The sequence below is a fragment of the Actinoallomurus sp. CA-142502 genome (assembly GCF_050936355.1).
Lineage (GTDB): Bacteria > Actinomycetota > Actinomycetes > Streptosporangiales > Streptosporangiaceae > Actinoallomurus > Actinoallomurus iriomotensis.
The window spans coordinates 6,593,943-6,614,775 of sequence record NZ_JBNJMY010000001.1 but is presented as its reverse complement, the minus strand read 5'-3'; the positions used below and the strand labels follow the sequence as shown (position 1 = coordinate 6,614,775).

Below are 20,833 nucleotides of genomic sequence, written 5' to 3'. Positions count from 1 at the left end.
CTATCGCGTTCGGCCCGTGATCCCGGGCGTCTTCCTCCGCTGTCACCTCCAACCTGACCGCCGTGGTACTCGGGGGGTAGGAGTCGCAGCTCACGACGACGAAGGACGAAAGGTCCCGGTTTCCCATGACTTCCGTCCGCCAGGAGGATGACGCCCGGTCATCTAACGTGGGAGATGGCATGACCGGCCAGCGGAGACGACCATCGGTGCTCGCGGTCGGCCCCGCCGAGCTGACCGCCGAACCCGATCCCGCCGCCTAGTAGTGCTTTGTTAGGTGGGTAAGGCGAGGGGTTGTTGGCAGGTGGGGCAGTGGCCTGTCCAGGTGGCGAGCAGAGCTTGGAGCTCGCGGACGATCTTGTAGAGGGTCAGGCTGCCCCGGCTGCTTTTGGGCTGGTCAGGCGCAGGGTTGTGAGGAACAGGTGGGCGGCGGTCACGAGGGTGACGTGGCGGTTCCAGCCTCTCCAGGAGCGTCCTTCGTAGTGGTCCAGGCCCAGACCGGTTTTGAGTTCGCGGTAGTCGTGTTCGATCCGCCAGCGGATCTTTCCCAACCGGACCAGATCAGCCAGTGAGGTCTCGGCGGGCAGGTTCGACAGCCAATACTTGACCGGCTCGTCCTCATCCGCCGGCCACTGGGCGATCAGCCAGGCTTGGGCCAAGGTGCCGTCGGGGGCGTAGCGAGGTTTGCGTCCGGCCGGGCGGACGCGCAGCGCGATGAAGTCACCGGCCAACTCGCCTTTGGAACCTTGGCGCCAGCAGATCCGCTGAGCGCTGGTGCGGCCGGCGGCCAGCACATGCTCCCGCAACGAGACCGGCCTGGTGCGATAACGCGGCAGGCCACGCCAGCCCTTGCCCTTAGAGGGCAGCAGTTCAGGAACGGCGTCGGCGGCATGGGCGGTGCAGGTGCCCTTGACCTGAACGATGTAACCCAAGCCACGCTCGGCCAGCGCGGCCCGGAACACAGCGTTGTCGCCGTAACCGGCGTCCGCGCAGATCACCGGTGTCTCCAAGCCCCAGCCGCGTAGTTCGTCCAGCATCTCGATCGCCAACCGCCACTTCGGCCGGTTCCGCTCGGCAGCCGGGATACTCGACCGCGTGCGCCTGCCTTTGATCTCCTCGGCCACGGCCGGATCGTCGGTGCAGGCATCGTCCCAGCACTCGGGGATGAACAACCGCCAGTCCAACGGCGCTGAAGCATCGTCGGTGACCGCGTGCACGCTCACCCCGATCTGACAACTGGCGACCTTGCCCAACGTGCCCGAATACTGCCGGGCCACCCCCGGCGAGGATGAACCGTACTTGGGGAACCCGGTGTCATCGATCACCCACGCCACCAACGCCACCACCTGCTCGACCCGGGCCGCCAACCGACGCCGCACCCCCACAAAATCCCACGTCGAAGACGTCATGAACTGCTGCAACCGCTGATGATCCACCCCCAGCCGCTCCGCCATCGGCTGCATCGACTTACGCTGCCCATCCAGCAACAAACCCCGCACATACAACCCACCGGTCGCACGCTGATCCGACCGCGGCAACCCCGCGAACACCTCCGCCGCGAACTCCTCCAACCGCGACCGGACCGCGGCAACCTCCCCAGACCTCACACACGATCATCGCAACCAAGATCACAAACGTAACAAAGCACTACTAGGGACCTAACAACGGGCTTCGCGGCTGAGCGCCGTGATGCGGTCGGCGACCTCGGTCACGGCCCGTACGACCCGTGGGCTCAGGCCGTCGCCGAAGCCGAAGTCGGCGCCCTCGATGAGGTAGATCCGCAGCGCGGCGGGCATCCGGCCGAGGGCCTCGCCCAGCCGTGTCGCGACGCCGAGGCCCAGAGCGTGGCTGCTCGTGCCCGACGCGACGTCGCCCACGGTGCCGAGTTCGCGGACGCGGCCGGGTTCGCCGGTGGACGGCACGGCGTCGACCACCACGGCGAGGTCCGCGCCCGCCCACAGGTCGAGGAGGCGGCTCGGCTCTCCGTCGGAGACCGCCAGGGTCGCCCCCTCCAGCGGCCGGCTCCGCAGCTCCTCGACGACGGCCGGCCCGGCGCCGTCGTCGCGGCGGAGCTCGTTGCCGACGCCGATGACGATCACGAGCGCTCCACGGTCAGGTCGAGGAAGTGCGTCGCGCAGGAGATGCACGGGTCGTAGTTGCGGATCGCCCGTTCACAGACGGCCGTCAGCGCCGCGTCGTCCAGGTCGAGGCGCGCCTGCACCACGGCGCGCATGTCGTCCTCGATCGCCGCCTGGTTCTGCGAGGTCGGCGGCACGATGCGCGCCGAACCGATCAGGCCGGCGGGGTCGAGCTCATAGCGGTGGAACAGCACTCCTCGCGGCGCCTCCGTCGCCCCGCGTCCGATGCCGGCGCGCGGCGGTACGGCGACGTACGGGTCCGGCGGCGGCCGGTACGCATCGATGAGCCGCAGTGCCTCCTCGACCGCGTAGACGACCTCGACGGCGCGTACGACGATGCTCTGGAAGGGATTGCGGCACACCGGTCCGAGGCCCGCCGCGCGGGCGGCGTCGCGGGCGAGCGGCGACAGCCGATCCCGGTTGAGCGCGTACCGCGCCAGGGGGCCGGTCAGGTAACGGCCGCCTCCGGCGAGACGGGCGTGCAGGGCCGTGGAGTGGGGCACCTGCTCCTCGATGATGTGGTCTTCGAAGTCGGCGACCTCGAACGTCCGTCCGCCGGTGGTGCGCGGCACGCCGCCCTCGATCGGGTACACGTCGGCGGTCAGGGCCAGGAACTCGTGGTCGAGCCGGTCGTCGGGCATGTCGAAGCCGGCCACCCACTCGACCGTGGCGAGGGCGTCGTCGAGGGCGCGGCGCAGCGGGCCGGTCAGCGCGGCGAGCTCCGCTCGGGTGGGTGCGCGGTAGAAGCCGCCGACCCGGACGTTGATCGGGTGGATGGGCCGGCCGCCGATCAGTTCCATGATCGTGTTTCCGGCCTTCTTCAGCGCGAGGCCGCGTTCGACGACGTGCCGGTGGTCCCGCGCCATCTCCACGGCGCCGGGGTAACCGAGGAAGTCCGGGGCGTGCAGCAGGTAGATGTGCAGGGTGTGGCTCTCGATCCACTCGCCGCAGTACAGCAGGCGCCGCAGCGCCTCCAGGGGTTCGCTGAGGGTGACGCCGCAGGCGGCCTCGATGGCCCGGCACGCGCTCATCTGGTACGCGACCGGGCAGATCCCGCAGATCCGGGCGGTGATGTCGGGCGGTTCGGTGTGGGCGCGGCCGCGCAGGAACGCCTCGAAGAACCGCGGCGGCTCATAGATGTCGAGCCGGACCTCCTCGACCCGGCCGTCGCGGGCCCGCACGTACATCGCGCCCTGGCCCTCGACGCGTGCCAGGGCGCCCACCCGTAAGGTGCGCTCACGGTGGGTCATCCGGCTGCTCCTCGAACGCGGCGACGTTGAAGGTGGCGAACGCCCGGTCCACGTCCGGGCGTGACATGCCGATACTGCCCAGCCACGTCTTCAGCGAACCCAGGTTCGGCCTGGTCGCGGGGCCGAAGCAGCCATAGCAGCCGCGCCCGTACGCCGGGCAGATCGCACCGCAGCCGGTGTGGGTCACCGGTCCCAGGCACGGGGTGCCGTGGGCGACCATCACACAGACGGTGCCGCGCATCTTGCACTCGAAGCAGACCGGGTGGTCGGGGATGCCGGGCCTGCGGCCGGCGAGGTAGGCCGAGATCACCTCCAGCAGCTGGCTCCGGTCGATCGGGCAGCCGCGCAGCTCGAAGTCGACCGGAACGTGCGCGGAGATCGGGGTGGAGCCGGCGAGCGTCGCGACGTACTCGGGCTTGGCGTAGACGACCGAGCGGTACTCCTCGGTGTCGGCGTAGTTCCGCAGGGCCTGGATGCCGCCCGCGGTGGCGCAGGCCCCGATCGTGACCAGCCGCCGGGAGACGCGCCGGATGTGCCTGATGCGTTCGGCGTCGGCGGGTGTGGAGATGGATCCCTCGACCAGCGAGACGTCGTACGGTCCGGGCGCGATCATGGAGGAGGCCTCCAGGAAATGGGAGATCTCGACTTCGCCGGCGAGCGTCAGCAACTCGTCCTCGCAGTCGAGGAGGCTGAGCTGGCAGCCGTCGCACGAGGCGAACTTCCACACGGCCAGCTTGGGAGGCACCGTCGGCTCCCTTCCTAGAGTTCCCTCACACTGAGCAGCGGCGCGGCGTCGCGGTAGGGCACGACCGGACCGTCGCGGCAGAGCAGCCACGGGCCGAGCTGGCAGTGACCGCACCAGCCGATTCCGCAGCGCATGTTCCGTTCCAGGGAGATCCGGACGTCATCGATCCCCTGGGCGAGGAGTTCCCGCGCGGTGAGGCGCATCATGATCTCCGGTCCGCAGACGAACGCCACGGCGTCCGGCGCGGCGTCGAGGTGGGAGACGAGCGTGGTGATCAGGCCGACCTGCCCGTCCCAGCCCGAGTGCGCCCGGTCGACGGTCACCTCGACCCGTACCCCTAGCCCGCGCCAGTCCGCCATTTCGGCGGCGTACAGCAGGTCCCCGGGCGTACGGGCGCCGACCAGGAGCGTGATGTCGCCGTAGGAGGCGCGGTGCTCCAGGGCGTACAGCAGCGCGGAGCGCAGCGGTGCCAGCCCGATGCCGCCCGCGGCGAGGACGACGTCGCGGCCGGTGGTCTCCTCGATGCCCCAGCCGACGCCGAGGGGGCCGCGGACGCCGATCATCTGTCCCGGCCCGGCGACGGTCAGGGCGTGGCTGACCGCGCCGACGTCGCGGACGGTCTGGTCGAGGAGCGGCCCGGTGTCGCTGACCGAGATGGGCGCCTCCCCGACGCCGAAGGCGTACAGCATGGTGAACTGCCCGGGCCGGACCGGCGCGATCGCCGCGTCGCACGGCTCCAGGGTGAGGGTGACCGTGTCGTGCGTCTCCGCGCGCCGGGAGACCACCCGGTACGGCGTCGGCGTCATCGCGGTCACCAGGGGCCTCCCGCCGGCGCGCCGTACAGGTCGAGAAGGCGCATGCGGGTGTTCTGCAGCCGGTCGAGCATGACCGCGGCGAACCGGCGGGTCAGCTCGTACCCGAGCGCCGGATCGGCGGCGCACCCGACCCGTACGGCCGTGGCGTCGAACACGATGGCGCGGACCGGCTCGGCCGCGACGGCCCCGAACCTCCACTCGTAGGGCGGGAAGAGCCAGGACCAGCCCAGCACCGTCCCGGGTCCGAGCGACTCGATGATCAGGTCGCCGCGCCCGGGCACGTGGAGGTCGAGCACGACGCGACCGGACCGGATCAACCAGAACCGGTCGGCCGGGCCGCCCTCGTCGAAGAGACGATGACCCGCGGGCAGGTCCTCGGCCCTGGCCACCGACGCCAGCCGGTCCAGGTGGTGCGCCGGCATGCCCCGGAAGAGCCCGTGAGCGGCGAGAAGAGATCCGGACAGACGCTCAGTCACGCCGTTCCTCCTGCTCTTCGCGCAGGGCGGCGACCTCCTCGGTCAGGTCGATGCCGACGGGACACCACACGATGCAGCGGCCACATCCGACACAGCCGGAGGAGCCGAACTGGTCGTGCCAGGTGCCCAGCTTGTGCGTCAGCCACTGGCGGTAGCGGCTCTTGCCGGAGGTGCGCACGCTTCCGCCGGGCAGGTGGGAGAAGTCCAGATCGAAGCAGGAGTCCCAGCGCTGCCGGCGTTCGGCGTGCTCGCCGGTCAGGTCGGTGACGTCCTCGACGGTCGTGCAGAAGCACGTCGGGCAGACCATCGTGCAGTTGCCGCAGGTCAGGCAGCGGGAGGCGACGTCGTCCCAGCGGGCCGCGTCCAGGCTGCCGGCCAGCAGGTCCCGCAGTCCCTCGGGTTCGGGCATCTCCCGGCCCATCCGGTCGGCGGCGGCCGCGACCTCGGCCAGCGCCCCCTCCGTCACGGCCTCGTCCGCCTCCTCGCGGGGGATCCGGTCGAGCAGCGCGGCGCCCGCGCCGGTGCCGACCTCGGCGAGGAACCGTCCTTCGCCGATCAGCTCGGTGAGCACCAGGTCGTAACCCGTGTCCGCGCGCGGGCCGGTGCCCATGGACGCGCAGAAGCAGGTCTCGCCGGGCTCGGTGCAGTTGACCGCGATGATGAACGCGCCGGTACGGCGCGCGCCGTACGCCTCGTCGGGGTGCGCGCCGCCGATCATCACGTGGTCCAGCACGCCGATCGCCCGCAGGTCGCAGGGGCGGACCCCGAGAAAGGCGTAGCGCGGTGGGGTCTCTTCCTCGGTCTCGATCGAGAAGCCGCCGTCCTCGGTGCGCCGGCCCTCCCACAGCTTCACGCGCGGCGGGTGCAGGAACGGCTTCCAGGACTGGGGCCCCGCGGAGTGGGCGAACGCCGCGTCGTCCTCGCGGCGGCGGGTGCGGTATCCGCCCGGTTCGAGAGTGACGCCCCAGCCGTAGGGGAGATCGTCGGCCGACGCGAGCTCGGCGAGGACGATCGCCCCGTCGCGATACGTCGGGCCGATCACGGTGTAGCCGTCGGCGCGCAGCGCGCCGTGCAGATCGGCGAGGCCGTCCAGGATCCACGGCATGGTCATCCCCCTTGCTCAGAGTGACCGCTGCGGCCGGCGTCCCGTACGGGGCGAAGGTCCCCTGACCCCAGGCCGTTCGACACTCACGACGTGCCGCGACGCAAGCGAGTCTTGTGAATGGAGGAGGCGGTGATGCGGCACATCCCGGCGGTCGTCGTCGTGGGCACCGACGGATCGGACCGCGGCATGTCCGCGGTCGCGTGGGCGGCCGACGAGGCGGCGCTCCGCGACCACACCCTGCACGTCATCCACACCGTGCCCTGGCTGTACGGCACGCCGATCGATCCGGAGACCGGGGTCGTACCGGAGGACGTGATCGCGCGCGGCCGGGACGTGCTCGAGGCGGCCGTCTCCGCCGCCCGCGAGCGTTGCCCCGGCCTGCCCGTCGAGGGCGAGCTCAAGGCCGGCTCGCCCGCCCGGGTCCTGCTGGAACGGGCGCGTACCGCGTCGCTCGTCGTGGTCGGCGCCCACGGGACCGGCCTGGCCGCCCGGCTGGCGATCGGCTCCACGGCTCTGCAGGTCGCCACGCACGCGCCCGTGCCCGCCGTGGTCGTACGCGAGGCGGAGCACGTCCCATGGCACGAGGTGACCGTGGGGATGGACCGGGGTGAGACGGAAGGCCCGGCCATCCGCTTCGCGTTCGAGGAGGCGGCCATGCGGAAGGCGCGCCTCCACGCGATCCATGTCTGGTCGCATCCCGGCTCGGCGGGACCGGGCGACATGGAGCCGCTGGTCTACGACCCGGCCGTGGTCGGCGACGAGCAGGGCCGGGCGCTCGACGAGTCCCTGGCGGCCTGGCGGGCCGAGTTCCCGGACGTGGAGGTGTGCGGCGAGGCGGTGCACGGCCGCCCGGCCCGGATCCTGGCGGGTGCCTCGGCGCGTTCGGACCTTCTCGTGGTCGGCTCGCGCGGGCGCGGAGGGTTCCCCGGTCTGCTGCTCGGCTCCGTGGGCCACGCGGTGCTGCACTCCGCGCACTGCCCCGTGGCCGTGGTGCGGCCCGTGTCCCGGCAGGAGGAATCATGAACGTCACCCATGCCGTGTCCGAACAGGACACCGCGCACTTCCTCGTCGACGCCGCCGCGTGGGCGCCGTCGGTGCACAACACCCAGCCCTGGTGGTTCGGCACGCGAGGCTCGACCGTGACCCTGCACGCCGACCCCGAACGCCGGCTGAACGTGGCGGACCCGGACGGCCGGGAGATGCTGATGAGCTGCGGCGCGGCGCTGTGCACGCTCCGCCTCGCGGCCCGCCGTCTCGGCCACAGCCCGCAGGTACGGATGGCGTCCGACCCGGACCGGCCCGGGCTGATCGCCGACGTGACGCTGGGACCGGCCCGGCCGGCCGGCGAGGAGGAGAACCGGATGTACGACCAGATCCGGCGCCGCCGCACCCACCGTGGCGGCTTCCGGCCCGAGGGACTGCCGGCCGGGCTGCTGCAGGCGCTCCGTACCTGCGCCCTCGACGAGAACGCCGCGCTCCGTGTCGTCGCGGACCCGCGGGCGAGGATCGCGCTCGGCGCCCTCACCGAGGTCGCCGAGCAACTGCTGCGCCAGAACCCGGACTACTGCGCCGAGATGGCCCGCTGGGCGCCGCGTCCCGGCAGCCGCCGGCGGGACGGCGTGCACGAGGACGCCTACCCGCACGACCCCGGGCGCACGGATCCGCCGTTCGCGCAGCGCGACTTCGCACGGGGCCACGGCTGGGGTCTCCCTGCCGGCGAACGGCACGGCGCGGCGGGGGTGGTGGCCCTGCTGACGACGAGGACGGACGAGCGTGGCGCGTGGCTCGAGGCCGGGCAGGCGCTGCAACACGTGCTGCTGCGCGCCGCGCAGGACGGCGTCTCCGCGGCGTTCCACACCCAGGCGCTGGAGATCCCGGAGCTGCGCGAGTTGATCCGCGCCCGCTTCTGCGACGGCGCGCATCCGCAGACGATCATGAGACTGGGCGTCGCCGAGAGGGAGGGGAGGAGCGTCCGGCGGCCGCCCGAGGAGCTCATCCGCCCCGAGCCGTGAGCCGGGCGGTTCCGAGGCGGACGCGAACGCCGTGTGGACCGGAACGGCGTTCGCGTCCTTGCGGCGGGGGATCAACGTTCGACGGGCACCCGCCGGGTGGCCTCCTTCTGCTCCTGGAGCGGCATCGTGATGGTCACGATGCCCTGGTCGTAGGTGGCCTTGATCTCGTCTTCCCTGATGTTCTCCGGGAGCCGGATGTGCCGCTCGTAGGAGCCGTAGCGGAACTCGGAGTGGCGCCGTCCCTCCCGCGACTCCTGGCGTTCGGCGCGAATGGTCAGCACGCCGCGCGACACGCTGATCTCCAGGTCCTTCTCCGGATCGATGCCGGGCATCTCGGCTCGGACGACGTACCGGTCGTCCTCGATGGCGTCCTCCACCCGGATGGCCTGACCGGTCTGGCCGGTGAACGGGCGCAGGGCCGTGAGCGGCATCTCGAACAGGTCGAACAGGTCGGGGAACATTCCCCTGGTCTCTCTGCGGGCCGGCACACTCATCGTCTCCTCCTCAGCTCGCCTGCTCTCCCATTCCGTCCGATGACCGGCGCGCGGTGTAGAGGCGGTCTTCCCGCGGACGCGGGACTTCCGTCCCGACGCGGCGTCCCCTGAGTCCGGTGTGCGCGGAGGGACCGAAGGTCCTGTGCGGGGGTGACCTCGGCCCGCTGCCCGGAACCTGCCGCGGATCGATGCTGGGAGACATGGTGGAGCCGGCGGCCCCGGTCTACGCGCTGCTCACGGACGGCACGGCGGTGGCGATCCGTGAGGTGCTGCCGGGCGATCTCGACGCCGTTCACAAACTTCATCGCGACATGTCACCGGAGAACCTCTATCTCCGGTTCTTCGGGATCAGCCCGCGGATCGCCGACGAGGTGGCGGCGCGCCTGTGCCGGGAACCCGGTCCCGATCACGCGGTGCTCGGCGCCTGGCTCGCCGGCGAGCTCATCGGGGTCGGCGAGTACGACCGCACCGCGACGGCCGGCGAGGCGGAGATCGCGCTCGCCGTCGCCGACAGGATGCACAACCGCGGCGTGGGCACCCTGCTGCTGGAGCATCTCGTCTCGCTGGCCCGATCCCGCGGCCTCGTCGCGTTCCGCGCCGAGACCCTGGCCCAGAACGTCGCGATGTCGCGGGTGTTCGCCTGCGCGGGCCTGCCGGTCGAGCGCCGCACCGTGAACGGGGTCGTCGAGGTGACGATCCCGCTGACCGGGGACGGGACGTACCTCGACGCCGTCGCCGAGCGCGAACGGCTCGCCGACGTCGAGAGCCTGCGTCACCTGCTGTGCCCGGCGTCCGTCGCGGTCGTGGGCGCCGGCCGCCGGGCCGGGTCCGTCGGCCGGGCGATCCTCCGCAACCTCCTCGCCGGCGGTTTCGGCGGCCGGGTCTACGCGGTCAACCCGAACGCGGGCCGGGAGCTCGCGGGTGTCCCGTGCTTCCCCTCGGTGTCCGCGCTGCCCGAGGGCCCCGACCTCGCGGTGATCGCGACACCGCCGGGCGCGATCACCGAGGTCGCCGAGGAATGCGGGCGCCGCGGCGTGCGATCACTCGTGGTGATCACTTCGGGCCTGCACGGGAGCGCGTTGCCCGGCACCTGCCGCCGGTACGGCATGCGGCTCGTCGGGCCCAACTGCTTCGGCATCGCCAACACCGCCGTACGGCTCGACGCGACGTTCGCCGCGCGCGCGGCGAACGCCGGCCGCGCCGGGGTCGTCGTCCAGTCGGGCGGCATCGGCATCGCCCTGCGCGACCACCTGTCGCGCCTGCACATCGGGGTCTCGACCTTCGTCTCGACCGGCGACAAGTACGACGTCAGCAGCAACGACCTGCTGCTGTGGTGGGAGTCCGACCCCGCCACCCGGCTGGGCGTCCTGTACCTGGAGTCCTTCGGCAACCCGCGCAAGTTCTCCCGGACCGCCCGGCGCCTCGGCCGCCGGATGCCGCTGCTCACCGTCGTCGCGGGACGCTCCGCGGCCGGCCACCGGGCGGCGGCCTCCCACACCGCCGCGGCGGCCACACCCGCCGTCACGCAGGAGGCGCTGTTCCAGCAGGCCGGCGTCATCGCCGCCGCGGGCCTCGGCGAGCTCCTTGACACCGCCACGCTGCTCGCCCACCAGCCGCTGCCGGCCGGGCCTCGCGTCGCGGTCGTCTCGAACGCGGGCGGGGCGGGCGTCCTGGCCGCCGACGCCTGCGCCGACGCCGGACTGACCGCCGCCGGCCTCGGCGACGCGACCGTACGGGAGCTGACGGGGCTGCTCCCACCGGGAGCCGCATGCGCCGGTCCGGTCGACACCACCGCGGCCATCGACCCGGGCCGGTTCACCCGCTGCCTGGACATCGTCGCCGCCGACCCCGAGGTCGACGCGGTGATCGCCATCGTGGTGCCCACGGCGGCCTCCGACCTCGTCTCCGCGGTCACCACCGGCGGCACCGCGCGTCCCCTGGCGGCGGTCGTCCTGGGCCAGGACGAGACCGTCCGCGCCCGGCCCGGGCCGGGCGGACGCCGCGTCCCCTCGTACGCGTTCCCCGAACACGCCGCGCGCGCCGTCGCCCGCGCCTGGTCCTACCGCCGATGGCTCGACCGTCCCCAGGGACGCGAGCCGGACCTGGGCGCGATCACGGCTCCTCCAGTGGCACGGATCATCCAGGACGCGCTCGCCCGATCGCCGGAGGGGGACTGGCTCTCACCGGCCGATTGCATGGACGTGCTGACCGCCTACGGCATACCCGTGATCGAGTGGCGCCGGGCCTCGTCGGCCGATGAGGCCGTACGTGCCGCGGCCGGGCTGTACGGCCATGTCGCGCTCAAGGCCCACGTACCCGGGCTCGTGCACAAGAGCGACGCGGGCGCCGTCGCACTGGACCTACACGGCGAACAGGACGTACGGCACGCCTACACGCGGTTCGTGCACCTGTTCGGCGACCGGCTCCGCGGCGTGCTCGTCCAGCGGATGGCCCGTACGGGCGTGGAGGTCCTGTGCGGCGTCGTCCAGGAACCCGTTTTCGGCCCGCTCGTCGTCTTCGGCCTCGGCGGCGTGACCACCGACGTGCTCGGGGACCGCTCCGCGCGGCTCACCCCGCTGACCGACCTGGACGCCGCCGAGCTGATCCGCTCCATCCGCGGTGCGCCGCTCCTCTTCGGCCACCGCGGAGCGCCGGCCGTCGACACCGCGGCACTGGAGGACACCCTGCTCCGGCTGTCCCGTCTCGCCGACGACCACCCGGAGATCGCCGAGATCGACCTCAACCCGATCATCGCCCGCCCGGACGGCGTCATCGCCGTCGACGCCCGGATCCACGTCCTGCCGCAGCGCCGCTGGGACCCCCACCTGCGCCGTCTCCGCTGACTCTGAGCCCCCCACGCCGAGGCCCGACACGCACGCGGACGGGCGACCGCCCGAGCAAGCACCGGAAGATCGTCGGTCCGTCGACGCCCGGGCCCGGACGGGGCCGGGCCTCACGGCCGCTCCACGGTCCGGGCGGCAGATCATCCCAGCGCGGCCCGGGCCGGGTCGCCCGCTCGCTGGACGGCGAGGGCGATCCCGCCCAGGAGCTCGGCCCGGTTCTCCAGCGTCCCGGTCGTCACGGTCACCGTCCGTGCCACCCCCGGCTGGGCGTAGCGCGCGATCGCCTCACGGATGCCGTCGGCGAGCGCGCCGTCCGGCCGGCTGAGCTCGCCGCCGACGATGACCACCTCCGGGTCGAGCACGTTGCACATGTCGGCCAGCGACCGGCCGATCGTGCGGCCGGCGTCGCCGACGACACGTACGGCCCCGGAGTCCTCCGCCGCGAGCAGCCGGACCACGTCGGCGGTCGTGAGCGGCTCCGCGTGCATCGGCTGCAGGGCGGCGATGATGTGCGGTGTCGAGACCAGCGTCTCCAGGCAGCCACGGCTGCCGCACCGGCACAGCAGCCCGTTCGCCTCGACCTGAACGTGCCCCAGTTCGCCCGCGTAGCCGCTGGCGCCCCGGTACAGGCGCCCGTCGAAGATCAGTCCCGCGCCGACGCCGGTGGAGACCTTGACGAACACCAGGTCGTGCAGGCCGGTGCCCGCTCCGTAGGTCATCTCGCCGATGGCACCGAGGTTGACGGCGTTCTCCGGGAACACCGGCCGGCCGATGCGTTCTTCCAGACCGCCGGCCGGATCCAGGTCGACCCATCCGGGCAGGATGTTGTTGACCACCACCCGGCCGGTGCGCCGGTCGAGCGGGGCCGGCAGGCCGACGACGACGTTGCTGACGTCTTCCGCCACGTGGCCGATTTCGCGCAATACCGCGCTGAATTCGTCGGCGGCGGTGTCGAGGGCCGCGGCCACGGAGTTGTCCACCGCGAGCCCCACATGCCGCTCGGCGAGGACCTCGCCCGACAACGTCGCCACGGCGACGCGGAGGTCGCCGTGGCCGAAGGCCATGCCGGAGACGAGCCCCGCCGACTCGGTCAGCGCCAGCCGGGCCGGCGGTCGGCCCGGACCGGTGGCCGTGTCCCCCTGTCCGTCCGGGGGCAGCTCTCGCAGGGTGCCGTCGTCGATGAGCCGCGCGACGAGCGCGGCCACGGTCGCGCGGGACAGCTCGGTCATCCGTTCGAGGTCCGCCCGGGTGACCGCCCCGCGCTCACGCACCGCCGCGACCACGCGGTCGAGGTTGTACGCGCGGTGCGACCTCGGCCCGGACCGTGCTCTCGCTGGGCTCATGGTGTCCTCACCGCGCACGGGGGTTCGATTAATTCTGTCATGTTCTCTGCATAATACGGCCAGATTCGGCACTGCCAAGTCCATTGACACGACAGAAATACCGTTTTAACTTCGCGGAAATCCCCCGGCGTGCGCGCACCGAGGGCGGTAGAACCCTGACTCGACGAGGAGGGTCCATGAGCAGACCCGCACGAAGATCCCTCCGGCGCACGGCGGTCGCCGGTGCGCTCGCCCTCACCCTTCCGGTGAGCCTCACGCTCACCTCGGCACCGGCCGGCGCCCGGACGCCCACGTCCGGCACCACGGTCGCGGTGGGCGCCGACGGCGGTTACACCATCGACACCGGCACCCCGCACTACCACTTCGCCGGTTCGGTCGGCGCCCCGGTGAGCCACGTCAGGCACGTGACGGGCCGGGACGGCGCCGGCGCCTACCACGAGGTCGACTTCGACTACACGGCCGGCGGCGTCGCCCGGAGCAGCGGCATCCGGACCTACGACGGCAGTCCGGTGGTGCTCTTCAGCACCACGTACCAGCAGGCGGCGGCCAACGCCTACCCGTTCCCGGCGCTGTCGGCCCGGCCCTCGCTGCCGCACACCGAGACCTTCGCCGGCTGCTTCGCCAACCGCCAGTTCGACGTCAAGGGCGACGCGGGCTTCAGCCCCTACCTGGCGTTCGACGCCTCCGGCAGCGGCTACCTGCTCTCCGCCGCGTCGAACTTCACCACCGCGGTCACCAAGTACGACTCCGCGGGCGCGCTGACCAGCGGCGTCTCCTCGGGGGTCAGCAGCCTGCCCGCCGGGTTCACCCAGCGCACCGTGCTCGCGTACGGGCACGGGATCAACGACGTGTACGGCACCTGGGGCAAAACGCTGACCGCCCTGTCCGGCAAGCACCGCCCGTCGCAGGACGCCACGAACACACTCGCCAAGCTCGGCTACTGGACCGACAACGGCGCCACGTACTACTACAACTACGACAAGAGCCTCGGCTACGCCGGCACGCTGAAAGCGGTCCGCGACGACTGGAAGGCCAAGGGCCTCCCGATGGGCAACCTCCAGCTGGACAGCTGGTTCTACCCCAAGGGCCCGAACGCCGTCTGGGACGACAACCCCGAGGGCGAGTACCGGTACGAGGCGGACAAGACCCTGTTCCCCGACGGGCTCAAGGCGTTCCAGCAGAGCGTGGGCGTGCCCATGATCACGCACGCCCGGTGGATCGACCCGTCCAGCCCGTACCACCAGGAGTACAAGATGTCCGGGAAGGTGGTCACCGACCCGGCGTTCTGGAACGACCGGATGCGATACCTCAAGTCGTCCGGGGTCGACACCTTCGAGCAGGACTGGCTGTGCTCGAACGCGCAGCCCGACTTCAACCTCACCGACCGCGCCGCGTTCCTCACCAACATGGCCAAGGCCGCCGCGGCGAACGGCCTCGACATCCAGTACTGCATGCCGCTGCCCCAGGACTTCCTGCAGAGCACGCTGTACGACAGCGTCACCAACTCCCGGGTCTCGAACGACCGGTTCGAGCGCTCCAAGTGGGACTCGTTCCTGTACGCCTCACGCCTGGCCGGCGCGCTCGGCGTGTGGCCGTGGGCGGACGTGGCGATGAGCACGGAGACGCAGAACCTGCTGCTGCAGAACCTGTCCGCCGGTCCGGTCGGCGTCGGCGACGCGGTCGGCAAGGAGAGCGTCGCCAACCTGAACAAGGTGGCCGAGGCGGACGGCACGATCGTCAAGCCGGACACCCCGATCGTCCCCGACGACGCCACGTACGTCCGTGACGCAGCCCAGCCGGGTGGCGCCATGGTGGCCACGACCGGCAGCCGGCACGGCTCCCTGTCCGCCGGCTACGTCTTCGCCTACGCGCGTTCCGTCCCGACGCCGAAGCCGGACACGACCTATGAGGCGGAGGACGCCACGCTGTCCGGGCCCGTCGTGAACACCGATCACGCCGGCTACACCGGTCGCGGTTTCGCCGACTACCAGCACGACTCCGGCGACTACGTGCAGTGGAACGTCGACGTGCCGGCCGACGGCAAGTACACGCTGCTGTTCCGGTACGCCAACGGCGGTTTCGGGCCGCGGCCCCTCGCGGTCTCGGTGGACGGCGGCACGGCCTCCACGCAGCCGTTCGACACGACCGGGGACTGGGGCACATGGTCGGCGCAGCCGGTCGTGGTCACCCTTTCCGCCGGCCGGCACACCGTACGGGCGACCGCCACGGGTGCGAACGGCCCGAACATCGACAACCTCGGCATCAGCGCCGGTGCGATCACCGTCCCGACGACCGAGGACGCCACCTTCCGGCCCGCCGATCTCGGCGTCACCGGCAAGGCGTACCTGTACGACTACTTCGCCGGCACCGGCAAGGTGGTCGGCGCGGCCGACGACTACACCGCGCAGGTGACGCGCGACGGGTCGTACTTCCAGGTGGTCCCGGTCGGCAGGTCGGGCATCGCCTTCCTCGGTGACGCGGGCAAGTTCGTGTCCCTGGGCAGCCAGCGGATCCGGTCGCTGTCGGACAACGGCACGGTCCACGCCACGGTCGCGTTCGCCCACGGCGACGGGCCGGTCACGCTGCACGGGTACTCCCCGACACCGGTCTCGGCCTCCGCGGCCGGCGGCAGCGCCGGTCAGGTCGGCTACGACACCGCCACGCACCTGTTCTCGGTGACCGTCAGCCCCGGTCACGGCGCCACCGTGGCCGTGACCCTGACCCGGCGGTAGTGCCACGGCCGGTCTCCTCTCCCGCCCGGCGGGAGAGGAGACCGGCCACCACGAGCGCGTCGTCATGGCATGGGACGGCGAGCATTTCCGGTTCGCTTCGGCGTTCCTATGATTCGCCCATGGGAAATGAGCAGGAATCGTGGTCCTCGCCGGGCGCCACTCGATACGTCGAAACCAGGTTCGGCCGGGTCGCCTACACGGATACCGATCCCGGCCGTTCATTCGCCGGGCCGCCGCTGCTGTTCGTGCACGGGAACTCCTCGTCGCGCAAGGTGTTCCACGCGCAGCTCGCCGATGACTTCGGGCCGAGGCGGCTGCTGGCCCTCGACCTGCTGGGCCACGGCGACTCCGACGACGCCACGGATCCCGAACGCGCCTACACCCAACGGGGATACGCGGCGACGATCACGGAATTCCTCGATGCGCTGGGCGTCGAGCGAGTCGTCGTCGTGGGCTGGTCGCTCGGAGGGCATATCGGCCTGGAACTCATCCCGCGGTTCTCCGGCCTGGCGGGCCTCGTCGTGACGGGCACGCCACCGGTCAACAAGGACACGCTGACCGCGGGTTTCCAGCCGGCCGTGAGCTACGCGGGCGTCGAGCACATCACGGGCGACCAGGCGGCGGAGTTCGCCGGCCAGATCACGGTCTCCCCGCCGCCGGAATGGGCGGTCGAGGACGTCCGGCGTACGGACGGGCGGGCCCGGCGCATCATGTTCGCGTCCTTCAGCGCGGGTCACGACTCGGATCAGAAGGCGCTCGTCGCGCAGTCGCCCCTACCGCTCGCGATCATCGACGGGCGCGACGATCCGTTCATCGGCCACGACTACATCGCCTCCCTCACGTACGCCGCCCTGTGGCGCGGGACCCCCACGGTCCTGGAAGGCCGGCGGCACGCGGCGTTCCTGGAGGATCCCTCCCGCTACGACGAACTCCTCCGCGCCTTCCTCCACGACAACCGGCTCTGAGACGCGCGTACGGGCAGCAGCCGAACGTCGCACGGGGAACCCGCCCTCCCGTATGTCGCTTCCTGCCCAAGCCGATCCAGCTGATCTGTGTGCGCCGAAGTACGCTCGGCGGGTGAGCGGTGAAGCGTCGGATTCCCCGGAGGACCGGCCGGCCCGGGACCGGCCTCGGCGGCCACGCCGGTTGCGGCACGTCCATCCGACGCGGCGCGGTCTCATCCTCGCCTGGTGGGGGTTCACCGCCACATTCGCCGGGTTGCGCGCGTTGACGTGGGCGATTCACGTTCACGTGAGGGGATTGGGCAACGTCCATGTCGGTCGTGTGCACATCCACCACTACATCTGGGGAATCCTCCTGCTGATCGTCGTCGGCGCGTGCGGACTGGTCGAGAGAACCCCGGTCTGGCGGACGTGGATGGGCCTCGCCTTCGGGATCGGGCTGGCGCTCGTGGTCGACGAAGCCGCGTTGCTCATCGAGTTGAAGGACGTGTACTGGAACCGCCAGGGCGGGATCAGCATCGCCATCGCGATCATCCTCATCGGTGTGGCGGGAAGCATCCTCGCCTTCACCCGCGCGCCCCACGCCGAGACCACCACGCGCTGAACGCCGCGTCGAGTCCACCGGCTTCGGTGACGCGTGCGAGGCCGCGGGCCGGGCGCCGTACGGATCGCGGTGATCGCGGTTGAACCCGGGCGCATGGGTAGGGCGGGCCCTTCACGAGCACGGGAGGCATCCATGGGGCCGGAAGGTCAGACGCGAGAGGCCGTCCAGCACGAGGCGGCACAGACGGCCGAGCACGCGAGATCCGCCACGGCCGAGGTGGCCGAGACCGCCGGGGAGCAGGCGCGGCAGGTCCCGCGCGAAGCCGGTGAGCGGGCCCGCCACGTGGTGGACGACGCCCGGCAGCGGCTGAGCGGAGAGCTCGATTCGCGGACCGGACGCGCGGCGGGCGGCCTGCGGCAGTGGGCGGACGAGCTCGACCGCATGGCCGAGTCGGGCGCCGACGGCTCGCCGGTGCGTACGGCGGTGACGCGGTTGTCCCAGGGCGGCCGGCAGGCCGCCGGCTACCTGGACGAACACGGTGTCGCCGGGGTCGCCGAACGTGTGGGGGAGTTCGCCCGGCGCAGGCCCGGGACGTTCCTGATCGGTGCGGCGGTGACCGGCTTCCTGGCCGGCCGCCTGGCGAAGGCCACGGCCTCGGCCGGTTCCGCGGAGGATTCAGCCGAGACGCCGGGCCGGAGCCCGTCGTCGCCCGCCGCGAGCCTCTCACCTGATACGCCGGCGCCCCCGGTGCCGGCCGTCGGCGGCTCGTACGGCGCGACGCCGTACGAGAACGGCGCGCAGGCGACGCCCCCGCCCGGTCCGAGCGGTCAGGTGCGCTGAGATGGCGGCCTCGACCTCCGGTCCGGCGGAGGAACAGGTGACGACCAGGGACGACGCGTCGCTCGGCGAACTCATCACGGACGCCGCCGGGGACGTGCAGAAGCTGCTGCGGCAGGAACTGGCGCTGGCAAAGGCCGAACTGCGGGAAGAGGCGACCCGCGCCGGCAAGGCCGCCGGCATGTACGGAGGAGCCGGGTACGCCGGCTTCATGGTGCTCGCCCTGCTGTCGGCCGCGGCCGTCATCGGGCTCGGTCACCTGATCGGCTACGGATGGTCCGCCCTGATCATCGCGATGGTCTGGGCGATCGTCGGCGCGGTCCTGTACACCACCGGCCGAAAGCAGATGCGGACCGTCTCCCCGAAGCCCGAGCAGACGATCGAGACGCTGAAGGAGGACGCGCGATGGGCACGACACCCGACGAGATGAGGAACGAGATCGAGCACACCCGGGCCGGTCCCGGCGCGGACGTCGACCGCATCGTCGACCGCGCCGGCCCCCGCCAGGCGGAGCGGGCACGCGCGGCCGTACGCGGCGTCCGGGAACGGCTCATGGGCCTGCCGGACACCCGCCCGCAGGAATCCGGCGCAGGAGACGGGATCACCGGACCGGCGCGTGACGCCGCCGAGACCGTACGCGAGCGCGGCCCAGGCGGCCCGGGCCGCGCGGCGACCCTCTCGCCGCGGGTGTGGTCGCGTTCGGCGTGGGGCTCGTGGCGGCGTCGCTGCCGCCGTCCGCACCGCCCGCGCGAACGGCGGGCCGCCGCGTACACGAGCGTGCCCATGAGGTGACCGAGCCGATCTCGCGGGTGGCGGCCGAACCCGCGCGGCGACTGGCGAGCGAAACCGGCGACACCGCCCGGCAGGCCGCACGACACGTCGGTGAGGCCGCGGCCGACGCCGCCCGAACCACCGGCGAGCAGGCCCGCGAGCACGGCCAGGACGTGGCCGGCCACGCACGCGAGTCCGCCGGCGACGTACGTGACCAGGCCCGCCTCGTCGTAGAGGCGGTAGACGATGCCGCGTCCTTGCCGGTCGCCGGTGACGAGGCCGAGGTGGCGGAGGTGGCGGAGCTGGTGTGAGACCGCCGAGCGTTCCATGCCGACGGCGTCGGCGAGTTCGCCGACCGGGCAGGGGCCCTTGCGGTGCCGGGCCATGATGAGCAGCCGGCTGGGTGTGGCGTTCCATGGCCGATACGGGCTGAACTTACTCCTACATGTCGTAGGAGGTAATGTCATCTCGCACGTCTCTGGTGACGCGCTCCGCCCGCCCTGGCGGCTCGGCGTGTACGGGCATCCGTGCCCAGCTGGAGTTGAAACGGTTGTCGCATTTGGGGCCGATGTTGTGTTTGATTACGGTCTTTACTACGTTGCGTCGTAGCCGGGCTGTGGCATGCCTTCATCCGAAGGCGGAGCCCGGACGCCTAATCCGGTGGCGCCACCAGCGTCACCGGAGCCGGGGACCCATGTCTTTGGGGTGAATCCGCCGTGTGCGGTAGGGCTTCTCCTGGCCCGAACCCGTCAGCTAACCCGGTCGGCGGGTGAAGGAGAGATATGGATCCGGTAGGCCAGAAGCTGCTGCACGTCGCGAGGACCGAACTCGGTTATCGCGAGAAGGGCAGCGGCTACACCAAGTTCGGAGACTGGTACGGCAAGCACGTCGCCCATGGCGGCGGCTACGACTACGCACCCTGGTGCGACATGTTCCTCGCCTGGGCCGCCGACAAGGCGGGAGTCGAGGATTGGGCGGGGCAGTTCGCCTCCACGCCCGCTCACGCGAGCTGGTTCCAGAAGCACCACGCGTGGGGTCACAAGCCAGAGCCGGGCGCCATCGTGTTCTTCTCGTTCTCGGGCGGCAAGAGCATCGGCGACATCGAACACGTCGGGATCGTGGAGAAGGTCCACGGCGACAAGCTCACCACCATCGAGGCGAACCACAACGACCAGCTCGGGCGCGCCGATCGCGATGTCAGTCAGGTCGTCGGCTTCGGCTATCCCGCCAAGGTCAAGGTGAAGGGCAAGCCCGTACCGGGCACTGAGGTCAAGTACCAGCCGAAGCACTCGGCTCCGGCGCTGTCGCCGCGGGAGATCGTCGGGATCCCCGGATCGGAGCAGCAGGTGGCGCAGACCTCGCACTCGGCGCCGGAGCAGCCGTTGGTCGACCAGAGCGGCATGCTGACCGGGTTGCTGGCCGTCGTGGTGTTCGGCACGGCCACGCTGGCGATCGCCAGAGCAAGGGTCAAGGTCCCCGTCCCCGCATCCGGCGTGCAGCTCCGCAAGCACGGAAAGCACCACCGCAAGCCGGTCGAGCTGCCCGCCGATGTCACCCCGGCGCAACTCGACGAGGCGGACACGGGCACGGCGGTGATGCCCGCGCTCACGGCCGAGGCGGCGGTCCAAGCGGAGGACCGTGAGTTCTGGGGCAAGATCTCCGTCCTGGAGGAGGACGAGGAACTGGCGTTCTGGGACTCGATGCACTCGGTGATGGCGAACGCTCACCCGTCGGAGCGCGCGTCGGCCATGGCCGGTATGTAGTAGCCG

At 71.7% G+C, this 20,833-nt stretch carries 20 protein-coding genes, 1 pseudogene and 1 riboswitch; of the genes and pseudogenes, 11 read left to right on the top strand and 10 right to left on the bottom strand.

Features of this window, described 5'->3' with window-relative positions:
- Positions 1 to 365 precede the first annotated feature (365 nt).
- The 7 genes from ACQEV1_RS31245 to ACQEV1_RS31215 are packed head-to-tail and all read right to left on the bottom strand — an operon-like array spanning position 366 to position 6,526.
- Positions 366 to 1,604: an IS701 family transposase gene (locus ACQEV1_RS31245; protein WP_433398183.1), complete on the bottom strand. Its 1,239-nt coding sequence runs from the start codon at positions 1,602 to 1,604 to the stop codon at positions 366 to 368.
- A gap of 51 nt (positions 1,605 to 1,655) precedes the next feature.
- Positions 1,656 to 2,096: a hydrogenase maturation protease gene (locus ACQEV1_RS31240; protein WP_433398182.1), complete on the bottom strand. Its 441-nt coding sequence runs from the start codon at positions 2,094 to 2,096 to the stop codon at positions 1,656 to 1,658.
- The gene (locus ACQEV1_RS31235) at positions 2,093 to 3,385 is read right to left on the bottom strand and encodes a Ni/Fe hydrogenase subunit alpha (protein WP_433398180.1); all 1,293 of its coding nucleotides are present in this window, start codon (positions 3,383 to 3,385) and stop codon (positions 2,093 to 2,095) included. The genes ACQEV1_RS31240 and ACQEV1_RS31235 overlap by 4 nt, the downstream gene beginning before the upstream one ends.
- Complete coding sequence (locus ACQEV1_RS31230) at positions 3,372 to 4,130, bottom strand: oxidoreductase (RefSeq protein ID WP_285622709.1); 759 nt, start codon at positions 4,128 to 4,130, stop codon at positions 3,372 to 3,374. The genes ACQEV1_RS31235 and ACQEV1_RS31230 overlap by 14 nt, the downstream gene beginning before the upstream one ends.
- 14 nt (positions 4,131 to 4,144) lie before the next feature.
- A complete protein-coding gene (locus ACQEV1_RS31225; RefSeq protein WP_433406013.1) occupies positions 4,145 to 4,936 on the bottom strand; it encodes an FAD/NAD(P)-binding protein in 792 nt (263 codons plus the stop codon).
- Positions 4,937 to 4,941: 5 nt separating this feature from the next.
- Positions 4,942 to 5,421: a cyclic nucleotide-binding domain-containing protein gene (locus ACQEV1_RS31220; RefSeq protein WP_285622706.1), complete on the bottom strand. Its 480-nt coding sequence runs from the start codon at positions 5,419 to 5,421 to the stop codon at positions 4,942 to 4,944.
- Positions 5,414 to 6,526: a 4Fe-4S dicluster domain-containing protein gene (locus ACQEV1_RS31215; protein WP_285571826.1), complete on the bottom strand. Its 1,113-nt coding sequence runs from the start codon at positions 6,524 to 6,526 to the stop codon at positions 5,414 to 5,416. The genes ACQEV1_RS31220 and ACQEV1_RS31215 overlap by 8 nt, the downstream gene beginning before the upstream one ends.
- Positions 6,527 to 6,658: 132 nt before the next feature.
- On the opposite strand from ACQEV1_RS31215, the gene ACQEV1_RS31210 reads away from it, so the two are divergent.
- Both ACQEV1_RS31210 and ACQEV1_RS31205 read left to right on the top strand, forming a co-directional pair.
- Positions 6,659 to 7,549 (top strand): universal stress protein, encoded by an 891-nt coding sequence (locus tag ACQEV1_RS31210; protein WP_433398177.1) that lies wholly within the window; start codon positions 6,659 to 6,661, stop codon positions 7,547 to 7,549.
- Complete coding sequence (locus ACQEV1_RS31205; protein ID WP_433398175.1) at positions 7,546 to 8,538, top strand: Acg family FMN-binding oxidoreductase; 993 nt, start codon at positions 7,546 to 7,548, stop codon at positions 8,536 to 8,538. The genes ACQEV1_RS31210 and ACQEV1_RS31205 overlap by 4 nt, the downstream gene beginning before the upstream one ends.
- 71 nt (positions 8,539 to 8,609) lie before the next feature.
- Here ACQEV1_RS31205 and ACQEV1_RS31200 read toward each other — a convergent pair whose 3' ends face one another.
- On the bottom strand, positions 8,610 to 9,032 hold the full coding sequence (locus tag ACQEV1_RS31200; protein ID WP_285622699.1) for an Hsp20/alpha crystallin family protein: 423 nt from the start codon (positions 9,030 to 9,032) through the stop codon (positions 8,610 to 8,612).
- 200 nt (positions 9,033 to 9,232) lie between these two features.
- Between ACQEV1_RS31200 and ACQEV1_RS31195 the strand changes: the two genes are divergently transcribed.
- Positions 9,233 to 11,875: a GNAT family N-acetyltransferase gene (locus ACQEV1_RS31195; RefSeq protein ID WP_433398172.1), complete on the top strand. Its 2,643-nt coding sequence runs from the start codon at positions 9,233 to 9,235 to the stop codon at positions 11,873 to 11,875.
- Between the two features lie 140 nt (positions 11,876 to 12,015).
- Here the strand turns inward: ACQEV1_RS31195 and ACQEV1_RS31190 are convergent, their stop codons facing one another.
- Entirely contained in the window at positions 12,016 to 13,218 is a 1,203-nt protein-coding gene (locus tag ACQEV1_RS31190; RefSeq protein ID WP_433398171.1) for an ROK family protein, read from the bottom strand.
- 176 nt (positions 13,219 to 13,394) lie between these two features.
- Here ACQEV1_RS31190 and ACQEV1_RS31185 point away from each other — a divergent pair, with 176 nt between their 5' ends.
- The 7 genes from ACQEV1_RS31185 (at position 13,395) to ACQEV1_RS31155 (ending at position 19,375) form a co-directional block, all read left to right on the top strand.
- A complete protein-coding gene (locus ACQEV1_RS31185; protein WP_433398169.1) occupies positions 13,395 to 15,950 on the top strand; it encodes a CBM35 domain-containing protein in 2,556 nt (851 codons plus the stop codon).
- Between the two features lie 119 nt (positions 15,951 to 16,069).
- Positions 16,070 to 16,915: an alpha/beta fold hydrolase gene (locus ACQEV1_RS31180; protein ID WP_433398168.1), complete on the top strand. Its 846-nt coding sequence runs from the start codon at positions 16,070 to 16,072 to the stop codon at positions 16,913 to 16,915.
- A gap of 295 nt (positions 16,916 to 17,210) precedes the next feature.
- Entirely contained in the window at positions 17,211 to 17,516 is a 306-nt protein-coding gene (locus ACQEV1_RS31175; RefSeq protein ID WP_433398166.1) for a hypothetical protein, read from the top strand.
- Positions 17,517 to 17,648: 132 nt separating this feature from the next.
- Entirely contained in the window at positions 17,649 to 18,296 is a 648-nt protein-coding gene (locus tag ACQEV1_RS31170) for a hypothetical protein (RefSeq protein WP_433398164.1), read from the top strand.
- Between the two features lies 1 nt (position 18,297).
- Entirely contained in the window at positions 18,298 to 18,723 is a 426-nt protein-coding gene (locus ACQEV1_RS31165; RefSeq protein ID WP_433398162.1) for a phage holin family protein, read from the top strand.
- Positions 18,699 to 19,085, top strand: a complete 387-nt coding sequence (locus ACQEV1_RS31160) for a DUF3618 domain-containing protein (RefSeq protein WP_433406203.1) — start codon at positions 18,699 to 18,701, stop codon at positions 19,083 to 19,085. Before ACQEV1_RS31165 ends, ACQEV1_RS31160 begins: the two co-directional genes overlap by 25 nt.
- The gene (locus ACQEV1_RS31155) at positions 19,082 to 19,375 is read left to right on the top strand and encodes a hypothetical protein (protein WP_433406201.1); all 294 of its coding nucleotides are present in this window, start codon (positions 19,082 to 19,084) and stop codon (positions 19,373 to 19,375) included. The genes ACQEV1_RS31160 and ACQEV1_RS31155 overlap by 4 nt, the downstream gene beginning before the upstream one ends.
- On the opposite strand, the pseudogene ACQEV1_RS31150 reads toward ACQEV1_RS31155, so the two are convergent.
- Positions 19,349 to 19,450, bottom strand: a pseudogene (locus ACQEV1_RS31150) (ArsR family transcriptional regulator); the annotation flags it as partial. The gene ACQEV1_RS31155 and the pseudogene ACQEV1_RS31150 sit on opposite strands and share 27 nt — an antisense overlap.
- Before the next feature lie 253 nt (positions 19,451 to 19,703).
- Positions 19,704 to 19,847, top strand: a riboswitch (cyclic di-AMP (ydaO/yuaA leader).
- On the opposite strand from ACQEV1_RS31150, the gene ACQEV1_RS31145 reads away from it, so the two are divergent.
- Positions 19,847 to 20,827 (top strand): CHAP domain-containing protein, encoded by a 981-nt coding sequence (locus ACQEV1_RS31145; RefSeq protein WP_285622676.1) that lies wholly within the window; start codon positions 19,847 to 19,849, stop codon positions 20,825 to 20,827. Its footprint overlaps the riboswitch before it by 1 nt.
- The last annotated feature ends 6 nt before the right edge of the window (positions 20,828 to 20,833 follow it).